General features: G+C 60.9%; 25 protein-coding genes. 23 read left to right on the forward strand and 2 right to left on the reverse strand.

Annotated elements, in window-relative coordinates:
- The first annotated feature begins 39 nt into the window (after window positions 1-39).
- The 7 genes from WB402_RS03695 (at window position 40) to dsrB (ending at window position 7,684) form a co-directional block, all read left to right on the forward strand.
- Window positions 40-903, forward strand: coding sequence for an SCO family protein (locus WB402_RS03695; protein WP_424205562.1), 864 nt, complete (start codon window positions 40-42; stop codon window positions 901-903).
- Window positions 904-981: 78 nt separating this feature from the next.
- Entirely contained in the window at window positions 982-2,586 is a 1,605-nt protein-coding gene (locus WB402_RS03700; RefSeq protein WP_424205563.1) for a cytochrome b N-terminal domain-containing protein, read from the forward strand.
- Window positions 2,564-2,956, forward strand: coding sequence for a bacteriohemerythrin (locus WB402_RS03705; RefSeq protein ID WP_424205564.1), 393 nt, complete (start codon window positions 2,564-2,566; stop codon window positions 2,954-2,956). The genes WB402_RS03700 and WB402_RS03705 overlap by 23 nt, the downstream gene beginning before the upstream one ends.
- A gap of 27 nt (window positions 2,957-2,983) precedes the next feature.
- Window positions 2,984-3,493 (forward strand): hypothetical protein, encoded by a 510-nt coding sequence (locus tag WB402_RS03710; protein ID WP_424205565.1) that lies wholly within the window; start codon window positions 2,984-2,986, stop codon window positions 3,491-3,493.
- A 190-nt stretch (window positions 3,494-3,683) separates the two neighbouring features.
- A complete protein-coding gene (locus tag WB402_RS03715) occupies window positions 3,684-5,039 on the forward strand; it encodes a cbb3-type cytochrome c oxidase subunit I (protein WP_424205566.1) in 1,356 nt (451 codons plus the stop codon).
- 307 nt (window positions 5,040-5,346) lie between these two features.
- Complete coding sequence (gene dsrA, locus WB402_RS03720; protein WP_424205567.1) at window positions 5,347-6,573, forward strand: dissimilatory-type sulfite reductase subunit alpha; 1,227 nt, start codon at window positions 5,347-5,349, stop codon at window positions 6,571-6,573.
- A 37-nt stretch (window positions 6,574-6,610) separates the two neighbouring features.
- On the forward strand, window positions 6,611-7,684 hold the full coding sequence (gene dsrB, locus WB402_RS03725; RefSeq protein WP_424205568.1) for a dissimilatory-type sulfite reductase subunit beta: 1,074 nt from the start codon (window positions 6,611-6,613) through the stop codon (window positions 7,682-7,684).
- A 69-nt stretch (window positions 7,685-7,753) separates the two neighbouring features.
- Here dsrB and WB402_RS03730 read toward each other — a convergent pair whose 3' ends face one another.
- Window positions 7,754-7,936 carry a hypothetical protein gene (locus WB402_RS03730; RefSeq protein WP_424205569.1) on the reverse strand — a complete coding sequence of 61 codons (183 nt, stop codon included), beginning with the start codon at window positions 7,934-7,936 and terminating at the stop codon, window positions 7,754-7,756.
- A gap of 165 nt (window positions 7,937-8,101) precedes the next feature.
- Here WB402_RS03730 and WB402_RS03735 point away from each other — a divergent pair, with 165 nt between their 5' ends.
- The 12 genes from WB402_RS03735 to WB402_RS03790 all read left to right on the forward strand — a co-directional run bounded on the left by WB402_RS03735 (window position 8,102) and on the right by WB402_RS03790 (window position 19,067).
- Window positions 8,102-9,808, forward strand: a complete 1,707-nt coding sequence (locus tag WB402_RS03735) for a 4Fe-4S binding protein (RefSeq protein WP_424205570.1) — start codon at window positions 8,102-8,104, stop codon at window positions 9,806-9,808.
- A 192-nt stretch (window positions 9,809-10,000) separates the two neighbouring features.
- Entirely contained in the window at window positions 10,001-11,737 is a 1,737-nt protein-coding gene (locus tag WB402_RS03740; protein ID WP_424205571.1) for a cytochrome D1 domain-containing protein, read from the forward strand.
- A gap of 62 nt (window positions 11,738-11,799) precedes the next feature.
- On the forward strand, window positions 11,800-12,138 hold the full coding sequence (locus WB402_RS03745) for a c-type cytochrome (protein WP_424205572.1): 339 nt from the start codon (window positions 11,800-11,802) through the stop codon (window positions 12,136-12,138).
- On the forward strand, window positions 12,128-13,318 hold the full coding sequence (locus tag WB402_RS03750) for a cytochrome D1 domain-containing protein (RefSeq protein ID WP_424205573.1): 1,191 nt from the start codon (window positions 12,128-12,130) through the stop codon (window positions 13,316-13,318). The genes WB402_RS03745 and WB402_RS03750 overlap by 11 nt, the downstream gene beginning before the upstream one ends.
- Window positions 13,315-13,776 carry an AsnC family transcriptional regulator gene (locus WB402_RS03755; protein WP_424205574.1) on the forward strand — a complete coding sequence of 154 codons (462 nt, stop codon included), beginning with the start codon at window positions 13,315-13,317 and terminating at the stop codon, window positions 13,774-13,776. The genes WB402_RS03750 and WB402_RS03755 overlap by 4 nt, the downstream gene beginning before the upstream one ends.
- The gene (locus WB402_RS03760) at window positions 13,767-14,306 is read left to right on the forward strand and encodes an AsnC family protein (RefSeq protein WP_424205575.1); all 540 of its coding nucleotides are present in this window, start codon (window positions 13,767-13,769) and stop codon (window positions 14,304-14,306) included. Before WB402_RS03755 ends, WB402_RS03760 begins: the two co-directional genes overlap by 10 nt.
- Window positions 14,306-14,749: an Lrp/AsnC family transcriptional regulator gene (locus tag WB402_RS03765; RefSeq protein WP_424205587.1), complete on the forward strand. Its 444-nt coding sequence runs from the start codon at window positions 14,306-14,308 to the stop codon at window positions 14,747-14,749. The genes WB402_RS03760 and WB402_RS03765 overlap by 1 nt, the downstream gene beginning before the upstream one ends.
- On the forward strand, window positions 14,746-15,276 hold the full coding sequence (locus tag WB402_RS03770; RefSeq protein ID WP_424205576.1) for an Lrp/AsnC family transcriptional regulator: 531 nt from the start codon (window positions 14,746-14,748) through the stop codon (window positions 15,274-15,276). The genes WB402_RS03765 and WB402_RS03770 overlap by 4 nt, the downstream gene beginning before the upstream one ends.
- Window positions 15,277-15,278: 2 nt before the next feature.
- Complete coding sequence (gene nirJ / locus WB402_RS03775; protein ID WP_424205577.1) at window positions 15,279-16,481, forward strand: heme d1 biosynthesis radical SAM protein NirJ; 1,203 nt, start codon at window positions 15,279-15,281, stop codon at window positions 16,479-16,481.
- Between the two features lie 57 nt (window positions 16,482-16,538).
- Window positions 16,539-17,042, forward strand: coding sequence for a pyridoxamine 5'-phosphate oxidase family protein (locus WB402_RS03780; protein WP_424205578.1), 504 nt, complete (start codon window positions 16,539-16,541; stop codon window positions 17,040-17,042).
- Window positions 17,039-18,607: a cytochrome D1 domain-containing protein gene (locus tag WB402_RS03785; protein ID WP_424205579.1), complete on the forward strand. Its 1,569-nt coding sequence runs from the start codon at window positions 17,039-17,041 to the stop codon at window positions 18,605-18,607. Before WB402_RS03780 ends, WB402_RS03785 begins: the two co-directional genes overlap by 4 nt.
- 133 nt (window positions 18,608-18,740) lie before the next feature.
- Complete coding sequence (locus tag WB402_RS03790; protein WP_424205580.1) at window positions 18,741-19,067, forward strand: TusE/DsrC/DsvC family sulfur relay protein; 327 nt, start codon at window positions 18,741-18,743, stop codon at window positions 19,065-19,067.
- A 58-nt stretch (window positions 19,068-19,125) separates the two neighbouring features.
- On the opposite strand, the gene WB402_RS03795 is transcribed toward WB402_RS03790, so the two are convergent.
- On the reverse strand, window positions 19,126-19,938 hold the full coding sequence (locus WB402_RS03795; RefSeq protein ID WP_424205582.1) for a class I SAM-dependent methyltransferase: 813 nt from the start codon (window positions 19,936-19,938) through the stop codon (window positions 19,126-19,128).
- A gap of 283 nt (window positions 19,939-20,221) precedes the next feature.
- On the opposite strand from WB402_RS03795, the gene WB402_RS03800 reads away from it, so the two are divergent.
- The 4 genes from WB402_RS03800 to WB402_RS03815 form a co-directional block, all read left to right on the forward strand.
- Window positions 20,222-21,574: a TrpB-like pyridoxal phosphate-dependent enzyme gene (locus WB402_RS03800; RefSeq protein WP_424205583.1), complete on the forward strand. Its 1,353-nt coding sequence runs from the start codon at window positions 20,222-20,224 to the stop codon at window positions 21,572-21,574.
- A gap of 52 nt (window positions 21,575-21,626) precedes the next feature.
- Entirely contained in the window at window positions 21,627-22,691 is a 1,065-nt protein-coding gene (locus WB402_RS03805; RefSeq protein ID WP_424205584.1) for an NADH:flavin oxidoreductase/NADH oxidase, read from the forward strand.
- 28 nt (window positions 22,692-22,719) lie between these two features.
- Entirely contained in the window at window positions 22,720-23,877 is a 1,158-nt protein-coding gene (locus WB402_RS03810) for a phospholipase D-like domain-containing protein (protein WP_424205585.1), read from the forward strand.
- 78 nt (window positions 23,878-23,955) lie between these two features.
- A partial coding sequence (locus WB402_RS03815; RefSeq protein WP_424205586.1) for a hypothetical protein occupies window positions 23,956-24,440 on the forward strand: 485 nt, incomplete at its 3' end.

The raw sequence follows: 24,440 nt of genomic DNA on the forward strand, positions 1-24,440 counted from the left end.
CAAGCCCGCCCGGCTGTTCCTTTCCGGAATGATTCCTCCATGCACGTTAAAAAATTGCTCATCCTGTTCCTCGGCCTGATCGGCGCTGGTCTCCTGGCGTCGCCGGCCATGGCCGCGCCGCACGACACAGCCGGCCACACTCCGTCACCGACGGCGGGGGCAGACCCGGCATCGAAATTCGATCAGAAAGCGGCGCTGGCCATCAGCCAGGGCGCGATCGGCAAGAACCTTGGCGATTACACACTGACGTCGGCGGACGGCCGCAACCTGCGGATGTCCGAGTTTCGCGGCAAGCCGCTGGTGATCAGCCTCATTTACACCAGCTGCTATCACATCTGCCCGACGACCACGCAGCATCTGGCCAAGGTGGTGCGCACGGCGCGCGCCGCGCTCGGACCGGAAAGCTTCAACGTGCTGACCATCGGTTTTGACACGCCCAGAGACACGCCCTCCGCGATGCGCCAGTTCGCCCTGGATCAGAGCGTGAACATTGCGCATTGGGAATTTTTGAGCACCGATGCCGCGGCGATGGCCGGCCTGACCAAGGAGCTCGGCTTCATCGCTTACCCGGCGCCGCACGGGTTCGATCATCTCATCCAAGCGACGGTGGTCGACGCGCAGGGGAAAATTTATCGCCAGGTATATGGCATGAATTTCGATACCCCGCTGCTGGTCGAACCGCTCAAGGAACTGGTCTTCGGTGCGCCGACCTCGCCTTCGCTGCTGTCGAATCTGGGCAGCCGCATCAAGCTGTTCTGCACCGTTTACGATCCCTCGTCCGATCAGTACCGTTTCGATTACTCGATATTCATCGGGTTTTTCATCGGCCTGATCTCCATCGGGACTGTGAGCTTCCTGTTGATCCGCGAATGGCGCCGTAATCGACGCCGCGCGCGAGCTTGACCTGAATCATATTCTTTCCCCCCGGTAAAATGCCAAGTTATATCCGTCACCGGTAGCGACTTTCTGCGGAGATCCGTTTTGAATGAGACGATACAGCGCGCGGGCCGCCGGGCATTTTCGTTTTTCGAGCATGCCTTCGATGCCGCCTTTGGCCCGAGGATCAATCCGTTATATCACCTCGGAGCGCTGTCGTTTTTCTTTTTCTGGATGGTTGCCGCGAGCGGTATCTATGTTTACGTTTTTTTCGAGACCAGTATCGACGGCGCTTATCGCTCGGTCGAATACCTGACGCACACCCAATGGTACGTGGGCGGCGTGGCGCGCAGCCTGCACCGCTACGCCTCGGATGCAATGGTGATCACCGTGCTGCTGCATCTGGCGCGCGAGTTCGTGCTGGATCGTTACCGCGGCGTACGCTGGTATGCGTGGTTGACCGGCGTGATCCTGCTGTGGTTCCTGTACGCCTCGGGCATCGGCGGCTACTGGCTGGTGTGGGACCGGCTCGCCCAGTATATCGCGGTGGTGACCACCGAGTGGTTCGACTGGCTGCCGATTTTTGCCGAGCCGATCGCGCGCAACTTTCTGAACAGCACTTCGGTCAATGACCGTTTTTTCTCGCTGCTGGTGTTCATGCATATCGGCATCCCGCTGTTTCTGCTGCTGGGCATGTGGATTCACATCCTGCGCATCAGCCGCGCCAAAACCAATCCGCCGCGCCCGATCATGATCGGTACCTTGCTGGCGTTGACGGCGTTGTCGCTGGTCTATCCGGCGCTCAGCCAGGGGCCGGCCGATCTCGACACGCTGGTCAGCCGGGTGCATCCCGACTGGTTTTATCTCGTCATGTATCCCTTGATCGATCTCTGGTCGCCGGGCGTTGTCTGGGCGCTCGCGGGTGGCGGGACACTGTTGTTGATGCTGCTGCCATGGATTCCGCGCCGGCAGGAGGCGCCGGCGGCCGTGGTCGACCTCGCGAATTGCAACGGCTGCGGCCGCTGTTTCGCCGACTGTCCTTACAGCGCCGTGATCCTGCAGCCGAGGAGTGACGGGTTGCCGTTCGAGAGTCAGGCGGTGGTGGAACCTGGCCTGTGCACGGCTTGCGGGATCTGCGTCGGTGCCTGTCCCACCGCCACGCCTTTCCGGCGGGTGAGCGATCTTGTGCCGGGCATCGACATGCCCTCGCTCACGACGCGCGATATTCGCTCGCGCATCCTGGCCGCTACCGCGCCGCTGACGGGAATGGACCGTGTCATGGTGTTTGGTTGTCGTTCCGGCCCCGATCTCGCTGCGCTTCAGGAACCGGGAGTTGCGACGCTGGTGTTACCCTGCCTCGCGGCGCTGCCGCCATCGTTCATCGATTTTGTCATCAGTCGCCGTCACGCCGACGGCGTGCTGCTCGCGGGCTGTATCGCGGGCGATTGTTATCAGCGCCTGGGCGTGGAATGGACCGAGCAGCGCCTGGCAGGACAACGTGATCCTTATCTGCGAGGCAGAGTGCCGCGCGAGCGGCTGGCCATGGTATGGGCCGGGCCCACGGGCGACGCCACCCTCGCGCGCGAGATCGCGGAATTCCGCGCGCGGCTGCGTGCCATGGGTCCGTACCGCCACGGCCCTGCCACGCCACCGGCGTCTCCTGCATCCCATCCACCGGAGGATAGAGATGTCTCTTATCGAGTGGGATGATAAATATTCCGTCGGTGTCGCGGCCGTGGATCATGAGCACCGCGAGTTGATCGGACTGGTGAACGAGGCCCATAACCGCCTGATGCGCCCGGGAGGCGAGGAGGCGGTCATGGATTTTCTCGGGGAGATATTTGCGCGTATTTCCGCGCACTTCGCGCTGGAAGAGCAGATCATGCGCGCCCGGAACTACGATCAATACGACACACACAAGGCGGATCACGAGCGTTTACTCGAAGAAATCCGCGATATGATGGACGATTACGAGGACGGGGAATCGTTCAGCGAAGAGCTGCTCGCGCAGCAGCTGCAGGCGTGGTTTGCCGGACATTTCCGCAGCCACGACGCGTGGCTGCATCGCCGGCTCGATTGAGTAATGAATAAACGACGTGAGGGTTAAGTGATGCCGAAAAAGATCATGCAGTACGCCGGTCAGGCGGTGTTTTACGGCCTGTTTGTCGCCGTGATCGGCTATTTCTCGTCCGCGCCGGCCTATGAACATTTCCCGAAGGACATGGCTCTGATCAAGGCGAGCTTCAGCCATGCGGGGCAGCCGAAAGAGGAGTGTCATGTCCGCACCGCGGACGAACTGGCGAACCTGCCGCCCAACATGCGCGTGCCGGTCCAGTGCGGGCGCGAGCGATCGCCGGTGATGTTCGACCTGGAACTGGATGACAAGGTGGTTTACCGCGCCGAACTGCCGCCAGCGGGGCTTTCGCGCGACGGCGTCTCCACGGTCTATCAGCGTTTTGAGGTGCCCGCCGGGCGCCACCACCTGCGCGCGCGGCTCAAGGACAGCGTACGCGTGCCGGATTTCAACTATATAAAGGAGGCGGATGTCGAGCTTGCGCCGGCGCAGGTATTTGTCGTTGAGTTCAGCTCCCGGACCGGCGGGTTTGTATTTAAATAATTCTCACCGCAATGACGCACAATTTTGTCTGGAACAAAATTGGACGCGCGGAGCGCGCCCGAAGGGTGCGCGCCCGGGATGGCGCGCATCAAATGACTCAAAGAAAAAAAATGAAAAGGCTGAGAATGAAAATCTTATTTTATTTTTGCTTTCCTTTGCGCTCTTTGCGTCTTTGCGGTGAGCAATCATAATGGAATTTTCCCTCCCGATTCCTGACGACGGTCGCCGGCAGATTGCTGCCGGCTGGTTGATACTGGGATTGGCCGCGTTACTGGGCTCCGGGATTTTTTCGGTGCTGCTGGTGCTGGCGCGCACACCCTATGTACAGAATTTTTTCCCCTGGGTGGATTTTTTTCACACCGCGCTGGTAGTGCACGTGGACCTCTCGGTGCTGGTGTGGTTCCTCGCCTTCGGCGGCGCGCTGTGGAGCCTCAATTCCACGCCGCGCTTTCTCGGTGCCGGCAGGCTAGCGCTGTTGTTTGCCACCCTCGGCACCGTGGCGATCGCGGCCGCGCCTTTTTCCGGCGCCGGCGAGGCGCTCATGAGCAATTACATACCGGTATTGCAGCAGACATGGTTCCTGGCCGGCCTGTTGCTGTTTACCGCCGGCTTCGCCGCGCTGACCCTGCGCGCGATGGGCGCGATTCCGCCGGTGGGCCCGTGGATGGAGGGCGTGGCGGCGTTGCGTTTCGGGCTGAACACCGCGGCGGTCTCGGCCATGCTGGCGCTCATCGCCTTCGCCTGGTCGTATTTCACGCTGCCGGAATTTCTGCACGGCAAGCCCTATTACGAATTGCTGTTCTGGGGCGGCGGCCACGTGCTGCAATTTACCTACACGCTGCTCATGCTGGTCGCGTGGCTGTGGCTGGCCTCGGCCTCAGGCGCACTATTGACGCTCAGCCCGCGTGTGGCGCTGATTTTTTTCGGTTTCGGTTTGATAACGATTTTCTTCACGCCGATTATATATTATTCCTACCCGGTAACGTCCGTGGAGCACATCAAACTCTTCACCTGGCTTATGCGTTACGGCGGCAGCCTCGCCGCCTTGCCGCTGAGCCTCGCCTTGCTTCACGGTCTGTGGCACGCTGGAAAAGCAACGGGGAGCGGCCAGCCGCTGCGCGCGGCGTTGATTGCCTCGATGATCCTGTTTGGCGCGGGTGGCGCGATCGGTTTCCTGATCAGCGGCACCAACGTCACCATCCCGGCGCACTATCACGGTAATATCGTCGGCGTGACGCTCGCGTTCATGGGGCTGACCTATCATCTCCTGCCGCAACTCGGTTTTCGCGCGCCGGAGGTGAAACCGGCCCGCCTCCAGCCCTGGCTCTACGGCGGCGGCCAGTTGCTGCATGTGCTGGGCCTGGTGATTTCGGGTGGTTACGGCGTGCAGCGCAAGGTCGCGGGCGCGGCGCAGGCGCTCGATAGCGTCGGTCGTGTCACCGGCATGGGGCTCATGGGCCTGGGCGGCCTGATCTCCATCGCCGGCGGATTTCTGTTTATCTATGTCTGCTATCGTGCCATGCGGCCCCGGGCGGGCGCGTCGTGAACCGTGATACCTGAGGTGCCACGGCGCGTTTCTGCTGTTTTTTCAAGAGTTAACCTGCGTTTACGTATTACGATTACCCCGCACAATCCGTTGACCCCCGCAAAGGGATAGGGGGATATCCCCAATGGGGCTGCCGCCATGGCATTAGGTTGACGTAGATCATACTAATGCCCGCCACGTTTCCTAATATACCGCCTCGGAAACGGCATTCCGGGTCGAGGCCATTCGCGGACGATCGAACCGCAGGCTCGCCCGCACGCCGGCCCGGATTCAAGTCGAAATCCTTCCTGATTCGTGGAGAAAGCACATGAGCAAAAAAATGCACGCAACCCCCATGCTGGATCAGCTCGAAAGTGGCCCCTGGCCCAGCTTCATTACCGGCATCAAACGCCTGGCCAAGACCAATGACATGGCGGTCGACCTGCTCGGTCAGCTGGAGCACTCCTATAAAACCCGCAAGGGCTACTGGAAAGGTGGCACTGCCAGCGTCATCGGTTACGGCGGCGGCGTGATTCCGCGATTCTCCGAGGTCGCCGAAAAATTTCCCGAGTCGAAGGAGTTCCACACGATCCGCATCATGCCGGCGCCCGGCATGCATTACACCAGCGATATCTTGCGCAAGTTCTGCGACATCTGGGAGAAGCACGGTTCCGGTCTGATTGCGCTGCACGGCCAGACGGGCGACATCATGCTCCAGGGCTGCACCACGGAAAAAATCCAGCCCGCGTTCGATGAGTTCAACGATCTGGGCTTCGACATGGGTGGTGCCGGACCGTCGGTGCGCACGGGAATGTCCTGCGTGGGACATGCGCGCTGCGAACACTCCTGTTACGACGAGGGCCGCGCCCACCGCGACGTGCTGAACAGTTTTATCGACGATATCCACCGGCCCGCGCTGCCTTACAAGTTCAAGTTCAAGTTCTCGGGCTGCGCCAACGACTGCATGAACTCCGTCCAGCGTTCCGACATGGCCGTGCTCGGCACCTGGCGCGACGACATCCAGGTCAACCAGGCGGAGGTCAAGAACTTCGTCAAGCAGAAGGGCCGTGAGTACGTGGTCGACAACGTGATTACGCGCTGCCCGACCAAGTGCCTGAAGCTGAAGGCCGACAACAGCCTCGAAATCGACAACCGCAACTGCGTCAAATGCATGCACTGCATCAACGTCATGACCAAGGCGCTGTCACCGGGCAAGGATCGCGGCGTCACCATTCTCGCGGGCGGCAAGCGCACGCTCAAGATCGGCGATCTCCTGGGAACGATGATTGTGCCGTTCATGAAACTCCAAACCGACGAGGATTTCGAGAAGCTGGTTCAATTGAGCAAGAACCTCATGGAGTTCTGGGCCGAAAACGGCCTGGAACACGAGCGTTGCGGCGAAATGATCGAACGCATCGGCCTCAATAACCTGCTGGAAGGTCTTGGCATGGAAGTGGATCCGAACATGGTCAATCATCCGCGCACCAACCCGTATATCCGCATGGACGGCTGGGACGATGAAGTGGCGCGCCTGAAGCAGGCCAAGGCTGGCTGAGAACTAACGAAATTCTGAATTGAACGGAGGTTATTCAATGTCTGCACAACCACGTATGCCCATCGAATCCGGCACGCCGGATCATTTCCAGTACCTGCACCCTGTCATGAAGCGCAACTACGGCCAATGGGCGTGGCACGATCGCCCACGTCCCGGCGTGCTGCATCATGTGTCGCACACCGGTGACCAGATCTGGACCGTTCGTGCCGGCACCCAGCGGCAGATGGATGTGTATACGATCCGCAAGCTGTGCGACATCGCGGACAAATATGCCGACGGCTTCGTGCGTTTCACCATCCGCTCCAACATCGAGTTCATGGTGGCGGATGAAAAGAAGGTGAAGCCGCTGATCGATGAGCTTTTGAAGGGCGGCTTCCCCGTCGGCGGCACGGGCAATTCCGTGTCCATGATCTCGCATACCCAGGGCTGGCTGCACTGCGATATCCCGGGCACCGACGCATCCGGTGTCGTGAAGTCGATGATGGATGTATTGCACAAGGAGTTCATCACCGAGGAAATGCCGAACCGCGTGCGGATTACCACGTCCTGCTGCCAGATCAACTGCGGCGGCCAGGGCGACATCGCCATCAACGTGCAGCACACCAAGCCACCCAGGATCAATCACGACATCGTCGCCAACCTTTGCGAACGTCCCACCGTCGTGGCGCGCTGCCCGGTGGCGGCGATCCGTCCGGCCATGGTCAACGGCAAGCCGACGCTAGAAGTAGACGAGAGGAAGTGCATGTGTTGCGGCGCTTGTTATCCGCCGTGCCCGCCGATGCAGATCAACGATCCGGAAAATTCCAAGATCGCTATCTGGGTCGGCGGCAAGAACTCCAACGCGCGTTCCAAACCCACGCTCCACAAGCTCGTGGCCGCGGGCATTCCCAACAATCCGCCGCGCTGGCCCGAGGCTGCCGCGATCGTGACGAACATCCTGCGCGTGTACAAGAAAGACGCGCACGCCTGGGAACGCATGGGTGAGTGGGTCGAGCGTATCGGCTGGCCGCGTTTCTTTGAGCTGACCGGCTTGCCGTTCACCAAGTATCACATCGACAACTGGCGCGGCTCGCGTGCGAGCCTCAACACATCGACGCACGTGCGGCTCTAGTCGCTGTTTTCATGTGAAGTGCGCAAAAGGGTGAGGGAGGTCCTCACCCTTTTGCATTGGGTCACCGGTTCAGGGGTGCATGAAGTGGCTGATCAACTGGAAAGAGACAAACGCCAATACCAGAATGATGACAAAAAAGATGATGGAGCGGTTTTCAAAACGGCTGCCGCGCTTGGTCTCGAGGCGATCCAGAGTCCAGTCGGAGGCGAAATAAAGTCCAATCCCCACGAGTGTGAAATAAACGATTTCCACGACGTTTGTGTCCTTTGTTGATCTGTCGTACGGCGCCATTCTAGCGTTTCGCGCCGCCCCGGGCTTGACTGAAGTCAAGGTCTCTGTAATCTCCCTGCGTCAGGATTGATAAGGTACTTTCAGGGCTATGCTTCGTTCCCACCTTGTGAACCCTTCGTGACCACCATGGCGCCCGTGATTCGCCTGCTTGCGTTAATCCTGTTTCTGGGGATGACCACCACGGCGCACGCGGAGACGATCGACGAGCTTTATCCCACGGTGCGGGATTTTTTCCCGCAGGCCGACCGCTTCGGCGAGCTCGAAGGCAAGCCACTGGCCGCCGCCGTTTATCAGGGCCAGCGCCTGCTCGGCTATGCGTATCTGACGAGCGACGTTCTCCGCATTCCGGCGTATTCCGGGCATCCGATCAACACGCTGGTGGGCTTCGATCTCCAGGGACGCATCGCGGGCCTGCGCGTCGTCGAACACCAGGAACCGATCCTGGTGGTGGGCATATCCGAAGAGCGCTTGCAGCGCTTCGTGTCGCAATACAAGGATAAATCCGTGTTCGACCGCGTCGTCATCGGGGCCGGCGCCGAGGGCGATGTCGCCATCGACACCATCTCCGGCGCCACCATCACCGTCATGGTCGAGAACGCGACCCTGATGCGTTCCGTGCGCCGCGTGGCCGAATCCCGCGGTCTCTCGCCTCCGCCACCACCCGCCGTCGAGGCGACGACCGTCTCCGGGAAAGAGAAACCGGCGGCTGACAATGTGAATGCGCCGGCGTTCACCCCCGGCAAATCCGCGCCACCTGCCACGGTAACCCATGCCAAGGCATTATCATCGGTCTCCCCGGCGGCAGCGAAAAAAAATATAACCGCTTCCGTTCAGGACGAACCTATCTGGAAAGGAGTCTGGCGCAAAAGCACTTTCCAGATTGCCGTGCTGGTGACCGGCCTGGTATTTCTGACGCTGGTACTGGTGTTTCAGGACTGGCTGGCGAAGCGCCCGCGTTTGCTGGTGTATGTGCGCGATGGATATTTGATATTCACCGTTATTTTTATCGGCTGGTATTCGCTCGCGCAGCTTTCCGTCATCAACGTGCTTACCTTCGCGCAGGCGGCGATGCACAATTTCCAGTGGGAAGGTTTTCTCATCGATCCCATGATGTTCATTCTGTGGTCTTTCGTGGCGGTGACGCTGCTGCTGTGGGGGCGCGGGATCTATTGCGGCTGGTTGTGTCCGTTCGGTGCCTTGCAGGAACTGACGCAGCAACTGGCGCGCCGCCTCGGCGTGAAGCAATTCGAGTTCTCCGAGATGGTGCACGAAAGGCTATGGGCGCTGAAGTATATTATTCTGCTGGGGCTGTTCGGCGTTTCGCTGCAATCGCTGGCGCAGGCCGAGCGCCTGGCCGAGATCGAACCGTTCAAGACCGCCATCACCCTGCGCTTTCAGCGCGAGTGGGGTTATGTTGTGTTTGCCGCCGGACTGATTCTAGTGTCCGCCATCAATCGCAAGTTCTACTGCAAGTATCTCTGCCCGCTGGGCGCGGCGCTCACCATCCCGGGCAAGTTCCGCATCTTCGACTGGTTGCGGCGGCATCGCGAATGCGGCCGTCCGTGCCAGGTTTGCGCCGTCGAGTGCGAGGTGCAGGCGATTCGCAAGAATGGCGAGATCAACGCCAACGAATGCCACTATTGTCTCGACTGCCAGGTGACCTACTGGAACGACCAGAAATGCCCGCCGGAGGTCGAGCGGCGCAAACGCCGCGAGCGAAGCGGCCGTGCCCGTGAAATGGTGCGTGGCATGGAGCAGGTCGTCGGGCCCTCCGGGCTGTTCGACCAGGGTCAAGCGGGCTGCGATGCTTGTTCGGGCCGGGAGCCGAAATGAATCGCTTCGAGCGGTGTTTCACCAGCATCCATGCCGGTCGAATTTCTTCGTGATGTTGCAATATTTCAGGCATACACTAATCATGGTTTTTCTTGACTCAAGTCAAGGAGCAAGCCTCGCCCCACTTTTACAGTGTTGCCACACGTGGTTTTAATTCGACGGTTTTTCAATCTGACGCGGGAGGAGCCCGACATGAAATTCAATTACGCAGCACTTGCCGCCGGTCTGTTTGTAGCGACCGCGCTATCTTTTACCGGTGTAGTAGGGGCGGAGGAAAAACCTTCCGGCCATCCGGGAACGCCCGAGACGGAAATGCGCTACAAGGGCGCGCCGGTGCCGATCAAGCCGGAGCAGGCCGAAACCGTGGTGTCGCCGAAAGCGCCGCCGTTGACGGAGGCTGAATTCACCCGCGCCAAGCAGATTTACTTCGAGCGCTGCGCCGGTTGCCACGGCGTGCTGCGCAAGGGTGCCACTGGCAAACCGCTGACGCCGGACATTACTCTCAATAAGGGCACCGATTATCTCAAGGTGTTCATCAACTATGGTTCACCCGCGGGCATGCCCAACTGGGGCACCTCCGGCGTGCTGAGCGATCAGGACGTGGACTTGATGGCGAAATTCCTGCAGCACGAACCGCCGACACCGCCCGAGTTCGGCATGAAGGAAATGAAGGCGTCATGGAAAGTGCTGGTACCGCCGGCAGAGCGTCCGAAAAAGAAGCTGAACAACATCAACTTGGCCAACGTCTTCTCGGTGACGTTGCGCGATGCTGGCCAGGTGGCGCTGATCGATGGCGACACCAAGAAAATTGTCAGCGTGATCGACACCGGTTACGCAGTGCATATCTCGCGAGTGTCGAATTCGGGCCGGTATCTCTACGTGATTGGACGCGATGCACAGATCAACCTGATCGATATGTGGATGGCGCAACCCGCCAACGTCGCCGTGATCAAGGTCGGTCTCGAGGCGCGTTCGGTTGAAACCTCCAAGTACAAGGGTTACGAGGATACCTACGCGATCGCCGGTTCCTACTGGCCGCCGCAGTACACAATCATGAAAGGTGACACGCTCGAGCCGCTCAAGATCGTCGCCACCCGCGGCTTTACGGTGGATACCCAGGAATATCACCCCGAACCGCGCGTGGCCTCGATCGTCGCCTCGCACTTTCACCCCGAATTCGTGGTGAACGTGAAGGAGACCGGCCATACGCTGATGGTGGATTACTCGGACATCAACAATCTCAAGGTGACCGATATCGGCACCGAGCGCTTCCTGCATGACGGCGGCTTCGATTCCACCAAACGTTACTTCATGGTGGCGGCTAACCAGCGTAATAAAATCGCCGTCGTCGATTCCAAGAACGACAAGCTCGTGAAGCTGGTCGAAGTCGGCAAGATTCCGCACCCGGGTCGCGGCGCGAACTTCGTCGATCCGAAGTTCGGTCCGGTATGGGCCACGGGCCATCTGGGCGACGAGACCATCGCCCTGATCGGCACCGATCCGGTGAACCACAAGGAGAACGCCTGGAAGATGGTGCGCTCGCTCAAGGGCCAGGGCGGCGGGTCGCTGTTCATCAAGACCCATCCGAAGTCCACGAACCTGTGGGTGGATACCGCGCTCAACCCGAATGCCGCTGTCAGCCAATCGGTCGCGGTATACAACATCAAGAATCTCGACAAGGGATTCGACGTGGTGAACATCGCCGAAATGGCTGGCCTGGGCGAAGGTCCGAAGCGCGTGGTGCAGCCCGAGTACAACAACAAGGGCGACGAAGTCTGGTTCTCGGTGTGGAACGGCAAGACCCAGGAATCCGCCATCGTGGTGCTCGACGACAAGACGCGCAAGCTCAAGGCTGTGATCAAGGACAAGCGCCTGGTCACGCCGACGGGCAAGTTCAACGTCTATAACACGCAGCACGACGTCTACTAGTTTCAAAGGCAGCAAGGGGCGGGAGCCATCCCGCCCCGTTTTTTACGGGATGGCAGGTTCGCATGCGCAGGCCCAGGCATAAGACCGGCATCACTCTCGCAGCGCTTAGTGCGTTGTGGACGTCTGCGGTTTGCGCCGATATCCCCGCCGCGCGGCAAACCGAGCTGATGCATCTTCTTAACCAGGACTGCGGTTCGTGCCACGGGCTGACGCGCAAAGGCGGTCTCGGCCCCGCGCTGACACAGGAGGCGCTGGCCGGCAAGCCCACCATCATGTTGCGCGAAGTGATTCTTCACGGCCGGCCGGGCACGCCGATGCCGCCGTGGAAGAGTTTCCTGAACGAGCAAGAAGCAGACTGGCTGGTGCAGGTGCTGCTCGAGGGCAAAACCGATGCGCACTGAACTTTTCCATTCCTCCGTCAAGATTTTCCTGAGTCTCATCGGCGTCGTGCTGGTTTCGGCGTGCGCCTCGCCGCGTGGCACTGGCGATCTGGGTATCATTATTGAGCGTGCCAGCGGTAGCGTGCAGGTGGTTGAAACCACCCACCACACGCGTCTGGCTCAGGTTCCGGGCCTGGGCGACCTGTCGCATGCCTCGGTCGTGTACTCGCGCGATGCGCGTTATGCCTACGTCTTCGGGCGTGACGGCGGGCTGACCAAGGTCGATCTGCTGCGCGGGCGCATCGACAAGCGCGTCGTGCAGGCGGGCAACGCCATCGGCGGCGCGATCTCGCAGGATGGCCGCCTGATCGCGGTTTCCAATTACGAGCCGGGCGGCGTGAAGGTGTTCGCCGCCGACACGCTCGATCTGCTCGCCGACATCCCCGCGGGCTCGGGCGACAGCCAGCGCCGTTCCAAGGTGGTGGGGCTGGTGGATGCGCCGGGCAACCGCTTCGTGTTTTCCCTGTGGGACGCCGGCGAGATCTGGGTGGCGGATATGCGTAATCCGCGTCAACCGCAGGTGCAGAAATTTCCCCATGTCGGCAAACAGCCGTACGACGGTACGGTGACACCTGACGGGCGTTATTACATCGCCGGACTTTTCGGCGAGGATGGACTGGCGTTGCTCGACCTGTGGCAACCGGAAAAAGGCGTGCGCCGCGTGCTGGAAGGTTACGGGCGCGGGCAGGAACCGCTGCCGGTATTCAAGATGCCGCACATGGACTACTGGGCGCAGGCGAACGACATCGCCTACGTGCCGGCGGTCGGACGGCACGAGGTGCTGGTGATCGATCAGAAGAACTGGACGGAAGCCGGCCGCGTCGCCGTCGCCGGCCAGCCGGTGTTCGTGATCGCGCGCCCGGACGGACGCCAGCTGTGGGTGAACTTCGCGCCCCCGGACAACGACAAGGTGCAGGTCATCGACACGTTGTCACTCAAGATCATCCGCACGCTCAAGCCCGGCAAGGCGGTATTGCACATGGAATTCACGCCGCGCGGCGAACAGGTGTGGTTGTCCGTGCGCGATGAGGACCGGGTGGACGTGTACGACACCGACAGCTTCGCGCGCGTTACATCGCTGCCCGCGGACAAGCCGAGCGGGATTTTCTTTACTTCGCGCGCGCACAGGATCGGGCAATGAGGCCAAAACTGACCGAACTCGACCGGCGCCTGCTGAATGATTTTCAGCAGGATTTTCCGCTGTCGCCGACGCCATATGCCGACATTGCGCGCGATCTGGGCGTGACGGAAGCGGAGGTGCTCGCGCGGCTGGAGGCGCTTAAAAGCGCCGGGGCCGTCAGCCGCGTCGGTGCCGTGGTGCGGCCGAACACGGTAGGCGTGAGCACGCTCGCGGCGATGGCGGTGCCGCCGGAACAGCTTGAATCAGTGGCCGCGCTGGTCAACGGTTATACCGAAGTGAATCACAACTACGAGCGCGAACACCGGCTGAACCTGTGGTTCGTGGCTACGGCGCCCGATGCGGCAAGATTGCAATCGACGCTGGATGAAATCGCCACGCGCACCGGTTACGAAGTATTGTCATTCCCGCTTGTCGAGGATTACCACATCGATTTGGGATTTGAAATGCGATGGAACTGAACGTCATTAAACATTCCGCAGCGACACGGCAACGGCCCCAGGTAGACGAAGCCGACCGACGGCTGTTAGCGGCGATCCAGCAGGGGCTGCCGCTGATTCCGCGTCCCTATGCCGAGATCGCGGCAGGACTGGGCATCTCTGAAATGCAGGTTGTAGCTCGACTGGCATGGCTCAAGGCGGCTGGCGTGATTCGCCGCTTCGGTGTGGTGGTGCGGCACCATGAGCTGGGCTATTCGGCCAATGCCATGGTGGTGTGGGACGTGCCGGACGGTCAGGTGTCCGAGCTCGGGCGCTGCCTCGCAGGATTCGATTTCATCACGCTTTGTTACCGCCGTCCGCGGCGCCTGCCACAATGGCGCTACAATCTCTACTGCATGATTCACGGCAAGAACCGTGAAGAGGTACTGGCACATCTCGAGTGGATGGTGAACCATTGCGGACTTCAGAGTCTGGCGCACGAAGTCCTCTTCAGCCGCCGCCGCTTCAAGCAGCGCGGCGCCATTTATACGTCCGGAAAGAGGGAATCTTGATGGATGCCGTGGATCGCGCCATCGTCAATCAGCTGCAGGGCGGCTTTCCCGTCTGCGAGCGGCCTTATGCCGAAGTCGCCACGACACTAGGCTTGTCCGAGGATGAGCTGATGCAGCGCCTCGACACGCTGCTAGAGAACGGCACGCTCACCCGTTTCGGGCCGATGTACCACGCCGAGCGTCTCGGCGGCGCGCTCACGCTCGCGGCCATGAAAATTCCCGCCGCCGATTTCGAGCGCGTGAGCGGTATCGTCAACGGTTTCCCCGAGGTCGCGCACAATTACGCGCGTGAGCACGCGTTCAACATGTGGTTCGTACTCGCGACCGAAACGCCATCGCGGATTGAACAAGTGATCGGCGAGATCGAGAAGGCCGCCGGCTACCGGGTATACAACATGCCCAAGCTCGAGGAGTTCTACGTGGGCCTGAGATTTACGGTATGAACGCGCACGCCGCTGAAATCCTTGCCCACGCTGGATTCGAGGCCGCCGCGGTGTTGGATGCCGTGGACCGCCGCATTGTGTTGGCGACCCAGGAGGGACTGCCGCGCGTGAGCCGTCCGTATCATGCAATCGCCGAGCAACTGGGTGTCAGCGCCGACGAAGTCATGGCGCGTCTGCGGCGCATGCTCGAAACCGGTGTCATCCGTCGCATCGGCGCGGTGCCGAACCATTACGCCCTTGGCTATCGGGCCAACGGCATGTCGGTGTGGGATGTGCCGGAAGAGCGAATCCGCGAACTGGGCCGTAAAATCGGCGCGCTGGATTTCGTCAGCCACAGCTATCACCGCCCACGGTACCTGCCGGAATGGCCGTACAACCTGTTCGCGATGGTGCATGGGAGTGACCGCGCCGAGGTCGAGGCCAAGGTGACGCAGATCGCCGCGCTGCTCGGCGATGCCGATCGGGGCCACGCGGTGCTGTACAGTACGCGCATCCTGAAGAAAACTGGATTGCGTCTCGGGAGCTAGGCATGTTCCGCATTTCCCAGTACATGCAGGAGATCAAGAATCCCACGCCGCTGGGGCCGAAGCGGAATCCGCCCGGGCCGGTGGTGATCTGGAACCTGATCCGGCGCTGCAACCTGACCTGTAAGCACTGCTACTCGATTTCCGCGGACACGGACTTCCCCGGCGAGCTGTCGACGGAAGAAGTGTACAAAGTCATGGACGATCTCAAGGGTTTCGACGTGCCGGTGTTGATTCTCTCAGGCGGCGAACCGCTCATGCGCCATGACATCTTCGACATCTCGCACCGCGCCAAGCAGATGGGTTTTTATGTCGGCCTGTCCACCAACGGCACGCTGATTAACGAATCCAATATCGAACAGATCGCCGGGGTCGGATACGACTATGTCGGCATCAGCATAGACGGCCTGCGTGCCACCCATGACCGTTTCCGTCGTCTCGAAGGCGCCTACGACGCCTCGATGCACGCGATCCGCCTGTGCCACGCGCGCGGCATCAAGGTTGGCATGCGCTTCACGATGACCCAGGACAATGCCGCGGAGCTACCCGAATTGCTCAATCTCATGGAAGCCGAGGGCATCGACAAGTTCTATCTCTCGCATCTCAACTATGCCGGACGCGGCAATATCAACCGCAAAGACGACGTGATCCTGAAAACGACACGCTGGGCCATGGACCTGCTGTTCGACAAATGCTGGGAATACACCCAGCGCGGCCTGCATAAGGAATTCGTCACCGGCAACAACGACGCCGATGGGGTCTATTTATTATTTTGGGTGCGTAAGCACTTCCCGCACCTGGAAGAGCATATGCGCGCCAAACTCGCACAGTGGGGCGGAAATTCCTCGGGTGTGAATATCGCGAATATCGACAACCTGGGCCAGGTTCACCCCGACACCTTCTGGTGGCATTACACGCTCGGCAACGTGAAACAACGGCCGTTCTCGCAGATATGGCAGGATGTTTCCGACCCGCTCATGGCCGGGCTCAAGGCTAGCCCGCGTACGATCAAGGGCCGCTGCGGTGCTTGCCAATACTTCGACGTTTGCGGCGGCAATACCCGCGTGCGCGCGCACCAACTCACGAACGACCCTTGGGCGGAAGACCCGGCGTGCTATCTCACCGACGACGAGATCGGCGTCGAGGGCCTCGGAGAGCGTCTGCAAAATCGACCGTACACGCGTATCCTTGTTGTGGCGGCGAAGTAGCCGCTCTTTTGCGCCTCGCCGTAAGATAGGCGGCGCGCAACGGCGTATAATCCTCGCATGAAAGCAGGCGTGAATCCCGAAGAGAAACGACGGCTGGCAGCGCTGCTGCACGGCCAGCGCTGGGCGGCGCTCGCCACCGCGCGCGACAACGAGCCGCTTGCCACCTGGGTGGCGGTGGTCCCCGAAGACGACCTGGGCGGTTTCCTGCTGCACCTCAGCCGTCTGGCGTTGCATACAAGCTATCTCGAAACCAACCCGCGCGCATCGTTATCGTTCACCGAGTCCGATCGCGACACGAACGATCCGCGGGAACTGGCGCGTGTGAGCCTGCAGGGCTACGTCGAGACCATCAGGCGCGATGCTGCCGGCTATGCCGCGGCGCGCGAACGCTACCTCGTGCGTTTTCCCGCAGCCGCCCAAATGTTCGAGCTCACCGATTTCGCGCTCGTGCGTTTCGTGACCGTGACCGCGCGTTACGTCTCCGGATTCGGGCGCGTCCACCGTTTGGGTCCGGCCGAGTTGCACTCGGCGGCTGCGATTTTCGAAGGAGAATCGTCATGAATTTACCCCGCCTGGTGGCGACCGCGTTCGTCGCATTGCTTGTGCTCGCCGCGTCCACCGCGCGCGCCGCCGGCACCGATGTGCCAAAGCTGTTCACCGAGCATTGCGCCTCCTGCCACGGCGCAGGTCGCCTGGGCGGCATCGGCCCGGCACTGCTGCCGGAAAACCTGGGAAGGCTCAAGCGCGACGAGGCGATTGCCACCATCCGTGACGGGCGCGTCGCGACCCAGATGTTGGGGTTCCGGGACAAGTTGTCATTGGAGCAGATTACCCAGCTCGCCGGACTGATCTACGAGCCGTTGCCGCAAGTGCCGCGTTGGGACTTGGCCGATATCCGTGGCTCCCACGTGCTCCACCTCAAACCCGGGGAAAAACTTTCGGACAAGCCGGTCTTCAAGGCCGATCCACTGAATCTTTTCGTGGTCGTCGAGGTCGGCGACCATCATGCCACGCTCCTGGACGGAGACCGATTCGAGCCGATCCTGCGTTTCCCCACGCGTTTTGCACTGCACGGCGGGCCGAAATTCTCTCCCGACGGCCGCTATGTTTATTTCGGCTCGCGTGACGGCTGGGTGAGCAAGTTCGATATTTATAATCTGAAATACGTCGCCGAAATTCGCGCCGGCATCAACATGCGCAATATCGCGGTATCGAGCGACGGGCGTTACGTACTGGCGGGCAATTATCTCCCGCACACGCTGGTGGTGCTGGACGCCACGGACCTGTCGCCGCTCAAGATCATCGCGGTGCAGGACGATGCCGGCAAAAGCTCGCGGGTGAGCGCCGTCTATGATGCCGCGCCGCGCAAGAGTTTCATCGCCGCACTCAAGGACATTCCCGAAGTCTGGGAGATTCCCTACGACGACAAGGCCGAGCCGATCTATCCGGGACTGGTGCACGACTACCGCATGGGCGAAGCGCTGGCGCTCAAGGGGCCGTTCCCGGTGCGGCGCATCCGTCTCGACGATATTCTCGACGACTTTTTCTTCGATCAGTCTTATGAGCACCTGATTGGCGCCGCGCGCAACGGCAAAAACGGACAGGTGGTGAGCCTGATCGTCGGACGCAAGATCGCCGACGTCGATCTCCCCGGCCTGCCGCACCTGGGCTCGGGCATCACCTGGGATTACAAGGGAACCACGGTGCTCGCGACGCCCAACCTCAAGGAGGGCGTGGTGACCGTCATCGACATGAAAACCTGGAAAACGATCAAGCACATCAAAACCCTCGGCCCCGGGTTCTTCATGCGCTCGCACGAGGACACACCGTACGCCTGGGTCGACGCCATGATGAGTCCGACCGACAAGGACGCGATCCAGATCATCGACAAGAACAAACTCGAAATCGTCAGAACGCTACGGCCCGCGCCGGGCAAGACTGCGGCGCACACCGAATTCACGCGCGACGGCAAATATGCGCTGGTCAGCATCTGGGAAATGGACGGGGCGCTCGTCGTGTACGATGCGGCGACCTTCAAGGAGATCAAGCGCCTGCCGATGAAAAAACCATCCGGCAAGTACAACGTCTACAACAAGATCACGCGCTCCGAAGGCACCAGTCATTGAGACCGGCGCAGAAAGCGGTCACCGGTCATTTATTCCCACACCTATCGTGTCACTATCCGGGCGCCTTTCCTGAATTGGGCGCATAATGTATTTGAGCGTCACTTCATCCAGAGAATCGGAAAGGAGGTGTCATATGCAAGAAATTCAGGAACTGGAAGTCGAGTTCGACGAGGACGGCCTGCTTAAGTATCCCGCGTTATGGACCGAAGCGGTCGCGGCAGAAATCGCTCGGATCGACGGCATCGGCGAGCTCACCGAGGAGCACTGGCAGGTTATTCGTACTCTGCGGAAGCATTACGCGAAGTTTGGCGCTGTTCCCGCCATGAGCCACATCTGCCATAACCATGGCAAAGACAAGTACTGGATTCACAAACTGTTTCACACCTGTCTTGGTGCGTGGCGTGTCGCCGGCCTGCCCTATCCCGGTGAAGAGGCCAAGACTTATATGAGCGGCATGTAGGTATCGTTGTGTCTCGCATTCGGCGGCGATGGAGTTCGACAAGGAAATGGAAGTGGTGTTATTTCCCGCCCGCTGCCACGAGATATTCGTGCGGAATCCTCAGTTGTCCATCGTGGATGAAATCCCTGGCAAAACGCCCGACCTCATCTCGAATCTTGCCGCGTTCATTTTGCGGTAGCGCATCGTATTGCTGCTTGAGCACATCCGATGCCTCCACCGTGTCCCACAGTTCCTCGAAGGATCTGAATTGGTAATCGAAGGTTTTGGATTCCACCGAAAAGCCGGAGAATCCCGCCTCGCTTAGCAGGTCTTCCAGCATTCCCGGCGCGCCCAGCGACGTCGCCTTGGCCAGTGGCGGGTGCAGTTCTTCCGGCAGCCGCTTCGAGAAAACATCGTAGGACCACCGCAGGGTCGGAATCGTTTCTGGGGTGCTCCACACCGCCAGCGCGAAGCGGCCGCCGGGTTTCAACACACGCTGCATCTCCTTTAGGCCTTGCAGCGGGTCGGTGAACAGCATCACACCGAAGCGGCATAAAATACGATCGAAAGAGTTGTCGTTAAAGGTCAGCTGTTCCGCCGGCATGCATCGAAAGGAAATTCCCGACAGCCGTTCCTTGACCGCTTTGGCCTGTGCTACCTGCACCATGCCGTCCGCGGAGTCGATGCCGGTGATGCTGGCATGACCTTTCAGGCGCCGTGCCAGGGTCAGCGCCGGTTCTCCGGTTCCGGAGGCGAGATCAAGAATGCGATCCCCGGGCTGGGCGCCCAAGGTGGCCAGCAGCACTTCGCCGACGGGGGCGATGTGCGGCAGCCACACGTCGAATTTCTCGGCGATCTTGTCCCAGTCAGGCTGATTATTTTTTGTGCTCACGGCGTGTCTACTTTCATTTATTGGCAGTCGGTGCCGGCGGGATATCAGAGCGGGTTTGCGTTTAGAAGGTGTCTATTACGGAAAGTCCGTCGGCACCATCGAATGGCCCGCTTTCCCGGTGCGCGCAGTGATATCAAGCTGACCGTGCACCCTGTACCGTGAGACTACCATAACTGTTGCATTGACCGTACCGTGGTTCTGGTATTAAGTACTCGTCTCTTCAGCGGTTTCGACCAGGGTGGGTCGGCGTATTGCCAATAGCGGTTTAATCCGGAGAACTAACATGCCTCAAACAAAAATTCTGCTCGACGAACCCGAAATACCCACCCACTGGTATAACGTTATTGCCGACATGCCGAACCCGCCGCCACCGCCGCTAGGTCCCGATGGCAAGCCGGTACCGCCGCAGGCGCTCGGCGCAATTTTTCCCGAGGCCCTGATCGAGCAGGAGATGAGCAGCCAGCGCTGGATCCCGATACCCGAACCGGTGCGCGAGATCTACCGCTTGTGGCGACCGAGTCCGCTTTTCCGCGCCTATCGCTTGGAACAGGCGCTGGGGACGCCCGCGAAAATTTATTACAAGTACGAAGGCGTGAGCCCTGCCGGCTCGCACAAGCCCAACACCGCCGTCCCGCAGGCGTGGTACAACCAGCAGGCTGGCATCAAGCGCCTCGCCACCGAAACCGGCGCCGGGCAGTGGGGTTCAGCGCTGGCGCTCGCCGGGCAGATGTTCGGCATCAAAGTACGGGTGTTCATGGTGAAAGTGAGCTACGAGCAGAAACCGTTCCGCCGTTCGATGATGCAAACCTGGGGCGCGGAGGTTTTCGCCAGCCCCACCGACATGACCGAATCGGGCCGCAAGATCCTCGCCGCCGATCCGAACAGCCAGGGTTCGCTTGGCATCGCCATCTCCGAAGCGGTCGAGGAGGCGGCCTCGCGCAAGGACACGAATTACAGCCTGGGTTCGGTGCTCAATCACGTGCTGCTGCACCAGACCGTGATCGGCCTGGAGGCGAAAAAGCAATTCGAGAAAATCGGTGAATACCCGGACGTGGTGCTCGCCGCCTGCGGCGGCGGCTCCAACTTCGGCGGCATCGCGTTCCCGTTTTTCGCCGACAAGGCCGCCGGCAAGAAGGTGCGCCTCGTCGCGGTCGAGCCGACGTCCTGCCCGACCCTGACGAAAGGTCAATATGCGTATGATTTCGGAGACGCGGTCGGCCTGACGCCATTGATGAAAATGTACACGCTCGGCCACGACTTCATGCCGCCGGGCATACACGCGGGCGGGCTGCGCTATCACGGTGACTCGCCGCTGGTATCGCAGCTCTGCCACGAAGGGCTGATCGAGGCCGTCGCGGTGCCGCAGCTTTCGACTTTCGAAGCGGGCGTCGCGTTCGCGCGTGCCGAGGGCATCATCCCGGCGCCTGAATCCTGCCATCCGGTGCGCGCCGCGATCGACGAGGCACTCGTCTGCAAGAAGACCGGCGAAGGCAAGACCATACTCTTCAATCTCTCCGGCCACGGCCACTTCGACATGGCCTCTTACGACAAATATTTCAGCGGCCAGCTCGAGGACTACCACTATCCAGAGGCCGCGGTCGCGGACGCAATGAAGCGCCTGCCGAAAGTCGGCTAGTCGCGCCACCATCCACAACGGGTTTCCCCCATCGTCCACACAGGAACCGCGCATGGCGAAACTTTTCTCGGACTTCAAGTTGCGGGAGCTATCCTTCCGCAACCGCATTTTTGTTTCGCCCATGTGCCAGTATTCGTCCGTCGACGGCATGCCCAACAGCTGGCATCTGGTGCATCTTGGCAGCCGCGCGGTGGGCGGTGCGGCACTGGTTATGGTCGAGGCCTCCAGCGTTTCCCCCGAAGGCCGCATCTCCCCTGACGATATGGGCATCTGGTCGGAAGCGCAGCGCGACGCGTTCCGGCCGATCGCGCAGTTCATCAGGGAGCAGGGGGCGGTGCCGGGAATTCAGCTGGCGCACGCCGGGCGCAAGGCTTCGACCTGCACGCCGTGGCAGGGCGGTGGCCCGCTGCCGCCGGACCGGGGCGGTTGGCAGCCTTTGGCGCCGAGCGCGATTTCGTTCACGCCAGCGCACGCCATGCCACGTGAGCTGACCAAGGCGGAGATGGACATCGTGGTCCGGCAGTTCGCCGAATCGACGCAGCGCGCTCGGGCCGCGGATTTCGACGTGGTCGAGATCCACATGGCGCACGGCTATCTGCTGCACGGGTTTCTCTCGCCTCTCGCCAACGTGCGGACCGACGAATACGGCGGCAGTCTCGAAAATCGCGTACGCCTGCCGCTCGCGGTGGCACGCGCGGTGCGTGAGGTCTGGCCGGCGCACCTGCCGGTGTTCGTGCGCATTTCCGCCAGCGACTGGGTGGACGGCGGCTGGGACCTGGAGCAGTCGATCCAGTTCGCGCGCTGGCTCAAGCCGATCGGCATCGACCTGATCGACTGCTCGAGCGGCGGGCTGGTCGCCGATGCGCGCATTCCCGCCGCTCCCGGTTTCCAGGTGCCGTTCGCCGCCGCGATCCGCGCGCAGACGGGCATCGCCACCGGCGCGGTGGGCCTCATCACCGAGGCGCATCAGGCGGAGCAGATCGTCGCCACCGGGCAGGCGGACGTGATCCTGCTGGCGCGCGAATTCCTGCGAGATCCCTACTGGCCGGTGCACGCCGCCCGGCGGTTGAACGCGGACGTGGCGTGGCCGAAGCAGTACCTGCGCGCCAGGCCGTGAGGCCGGAAGGCGCCACCGGCTGAACCACATGCCAGCCCGCGAGCGCGGTAAATATCTGTTCCCTTGGCGCGACGGCAACCGTTTTGAGTTGCTGGTGGACGGTCGACAATTCTTCCCGCGCATGCTCGAGGCCATCGAAAAGGCGCAGCGCTATGTGTTGCTGGAAATTTATCTATTCGAATCAGGCGCGGTCGCGACACGCTTCATCGATGCCTTCGTGTGCGCCGCGAGCCACGGCGTAAAGGTGAAGTTGCTGCTCGATGATTTCGGCGCACTGGGACTTGCCCCGCGGGATCGGGAAAGGCTCGTGCAGGGAGGCGTGGAGCTGTTGTTATACAACCCGATTCACTTCAGCAAGCATCTGCGCAACATGCTCCGCGATCACCGCAAACTGCTGATCGTGGACGGCGAGGTGGCGTTTGTTAGCGGGGCGGGTATTACCGACGAGTTCGATTTACCGGAAGATCCGGAGCAGAGTTGGCGCGAAACCGCTACGCGCATCCGCGGCTCGGTGCTCGTGGACTGGCAGGAAATGTTTGTGCGCCTCTGGAACCGGCATGCGCCGAATCCGCTGGAGCTTCCGGTTCCCGCGCCACTCGCCGAGGCGGACGACATGCGCGGGCGTGTCACGGTTACCACGGCTTTGGCGCGACAGGACATCAAGCGCTCGCTGTACAACCGCGTGCGTCACGCGAAACGCCGCGTATGGCTCGCGACCGCGTATTTCGTGCCGTCACGCAAGGTACGGCGCGCGCTCAAGCAGGCTGCCCGGCGTGGCGTGGACGTGTGGCTGCTGTTGCCCGGCCCGTACACCGATCACCCGGCGATTCGCCACGCCGGACGGCGCTTCTATACCGGCTTGCTGCGCGCCGGCGTGCGCATTTTCGAATACCAGCCGCGTTTTTTGCACGCCAAAACGATTCTCTGCGACGACTGGGTTTCGATCGGCTCAAGCAACCTCGACCGCTGGAATCTGCGCTGGAACCTTGAAGCCAATCAGGAAGTAGAGCATGCCGCCTTCGGAGAGTCTGTAAAGATTATGTTTGATGAGGATTTCCTAAACAGCATCGAATGCCTTTACGAAACGTGGCGTCGCCGCCCCTGGCACGCCCGTTTGCGCGAACATCTCTGGGGCCGGGTGGATATGTGGCTGGAGAGCCTGGGGCGCCGGAAAGGGGCCCAATAGAATGCACTGCACTCTAGCTGCTTGCCGTAAGGACGGTATACTCTGGACTCTGGTCAACCTGCCGGACAAGCACCGAACATGTGGCGCTGGATACAGTCAGTAGTTGTGGCGGCTAGCCTGCTGCCGGTGTCGGTGTGGGCCAACCCGTTTACCTCGCTCCCGATGCTGCCATCGAGTGAAACCACGGCGACCGGAAAAACTCTTTTTACCCTGGAAAACGGCGATTACGTTCAGCCGCATTTTTCGCCTGATTCGCGTTATCTTGCGTTTGCGCGTGAAGTGCTGGAGGGCTCCACAGAGCTCACGGAAATCCTGGCGCTCGATCTTAATACCCTGAAAGTCAAAACACTGCTCGACGCCAAGGCCTCGCGCGAATTCGCCATGTACCGGAGTTACGTGGCCGGGTTTTCCTGGAAAGATGCGACGACCTTGAAAGCGAGCATTTCGGATGGCGATGTCAACGGCGCAGATCTGATCATCGACGCGGCCGCTGGCAGGCTCGTCGAAAAGAAACCCATTTCACTCGTCGAGGCCTCAGACGACGCGAGCCCGGAGTTTGCAGC

This window comes from Sulfuricaulis sp., from assembly GCF_049587675.1.
In the GTDB taxonomy this organism is placed as follows: domain Bacteria; phylum Pseudomonadota; class Gammaproteobacteria; order Acidiferrobacterales; family Sulfurifustaceae; genus Sulfuricaulis.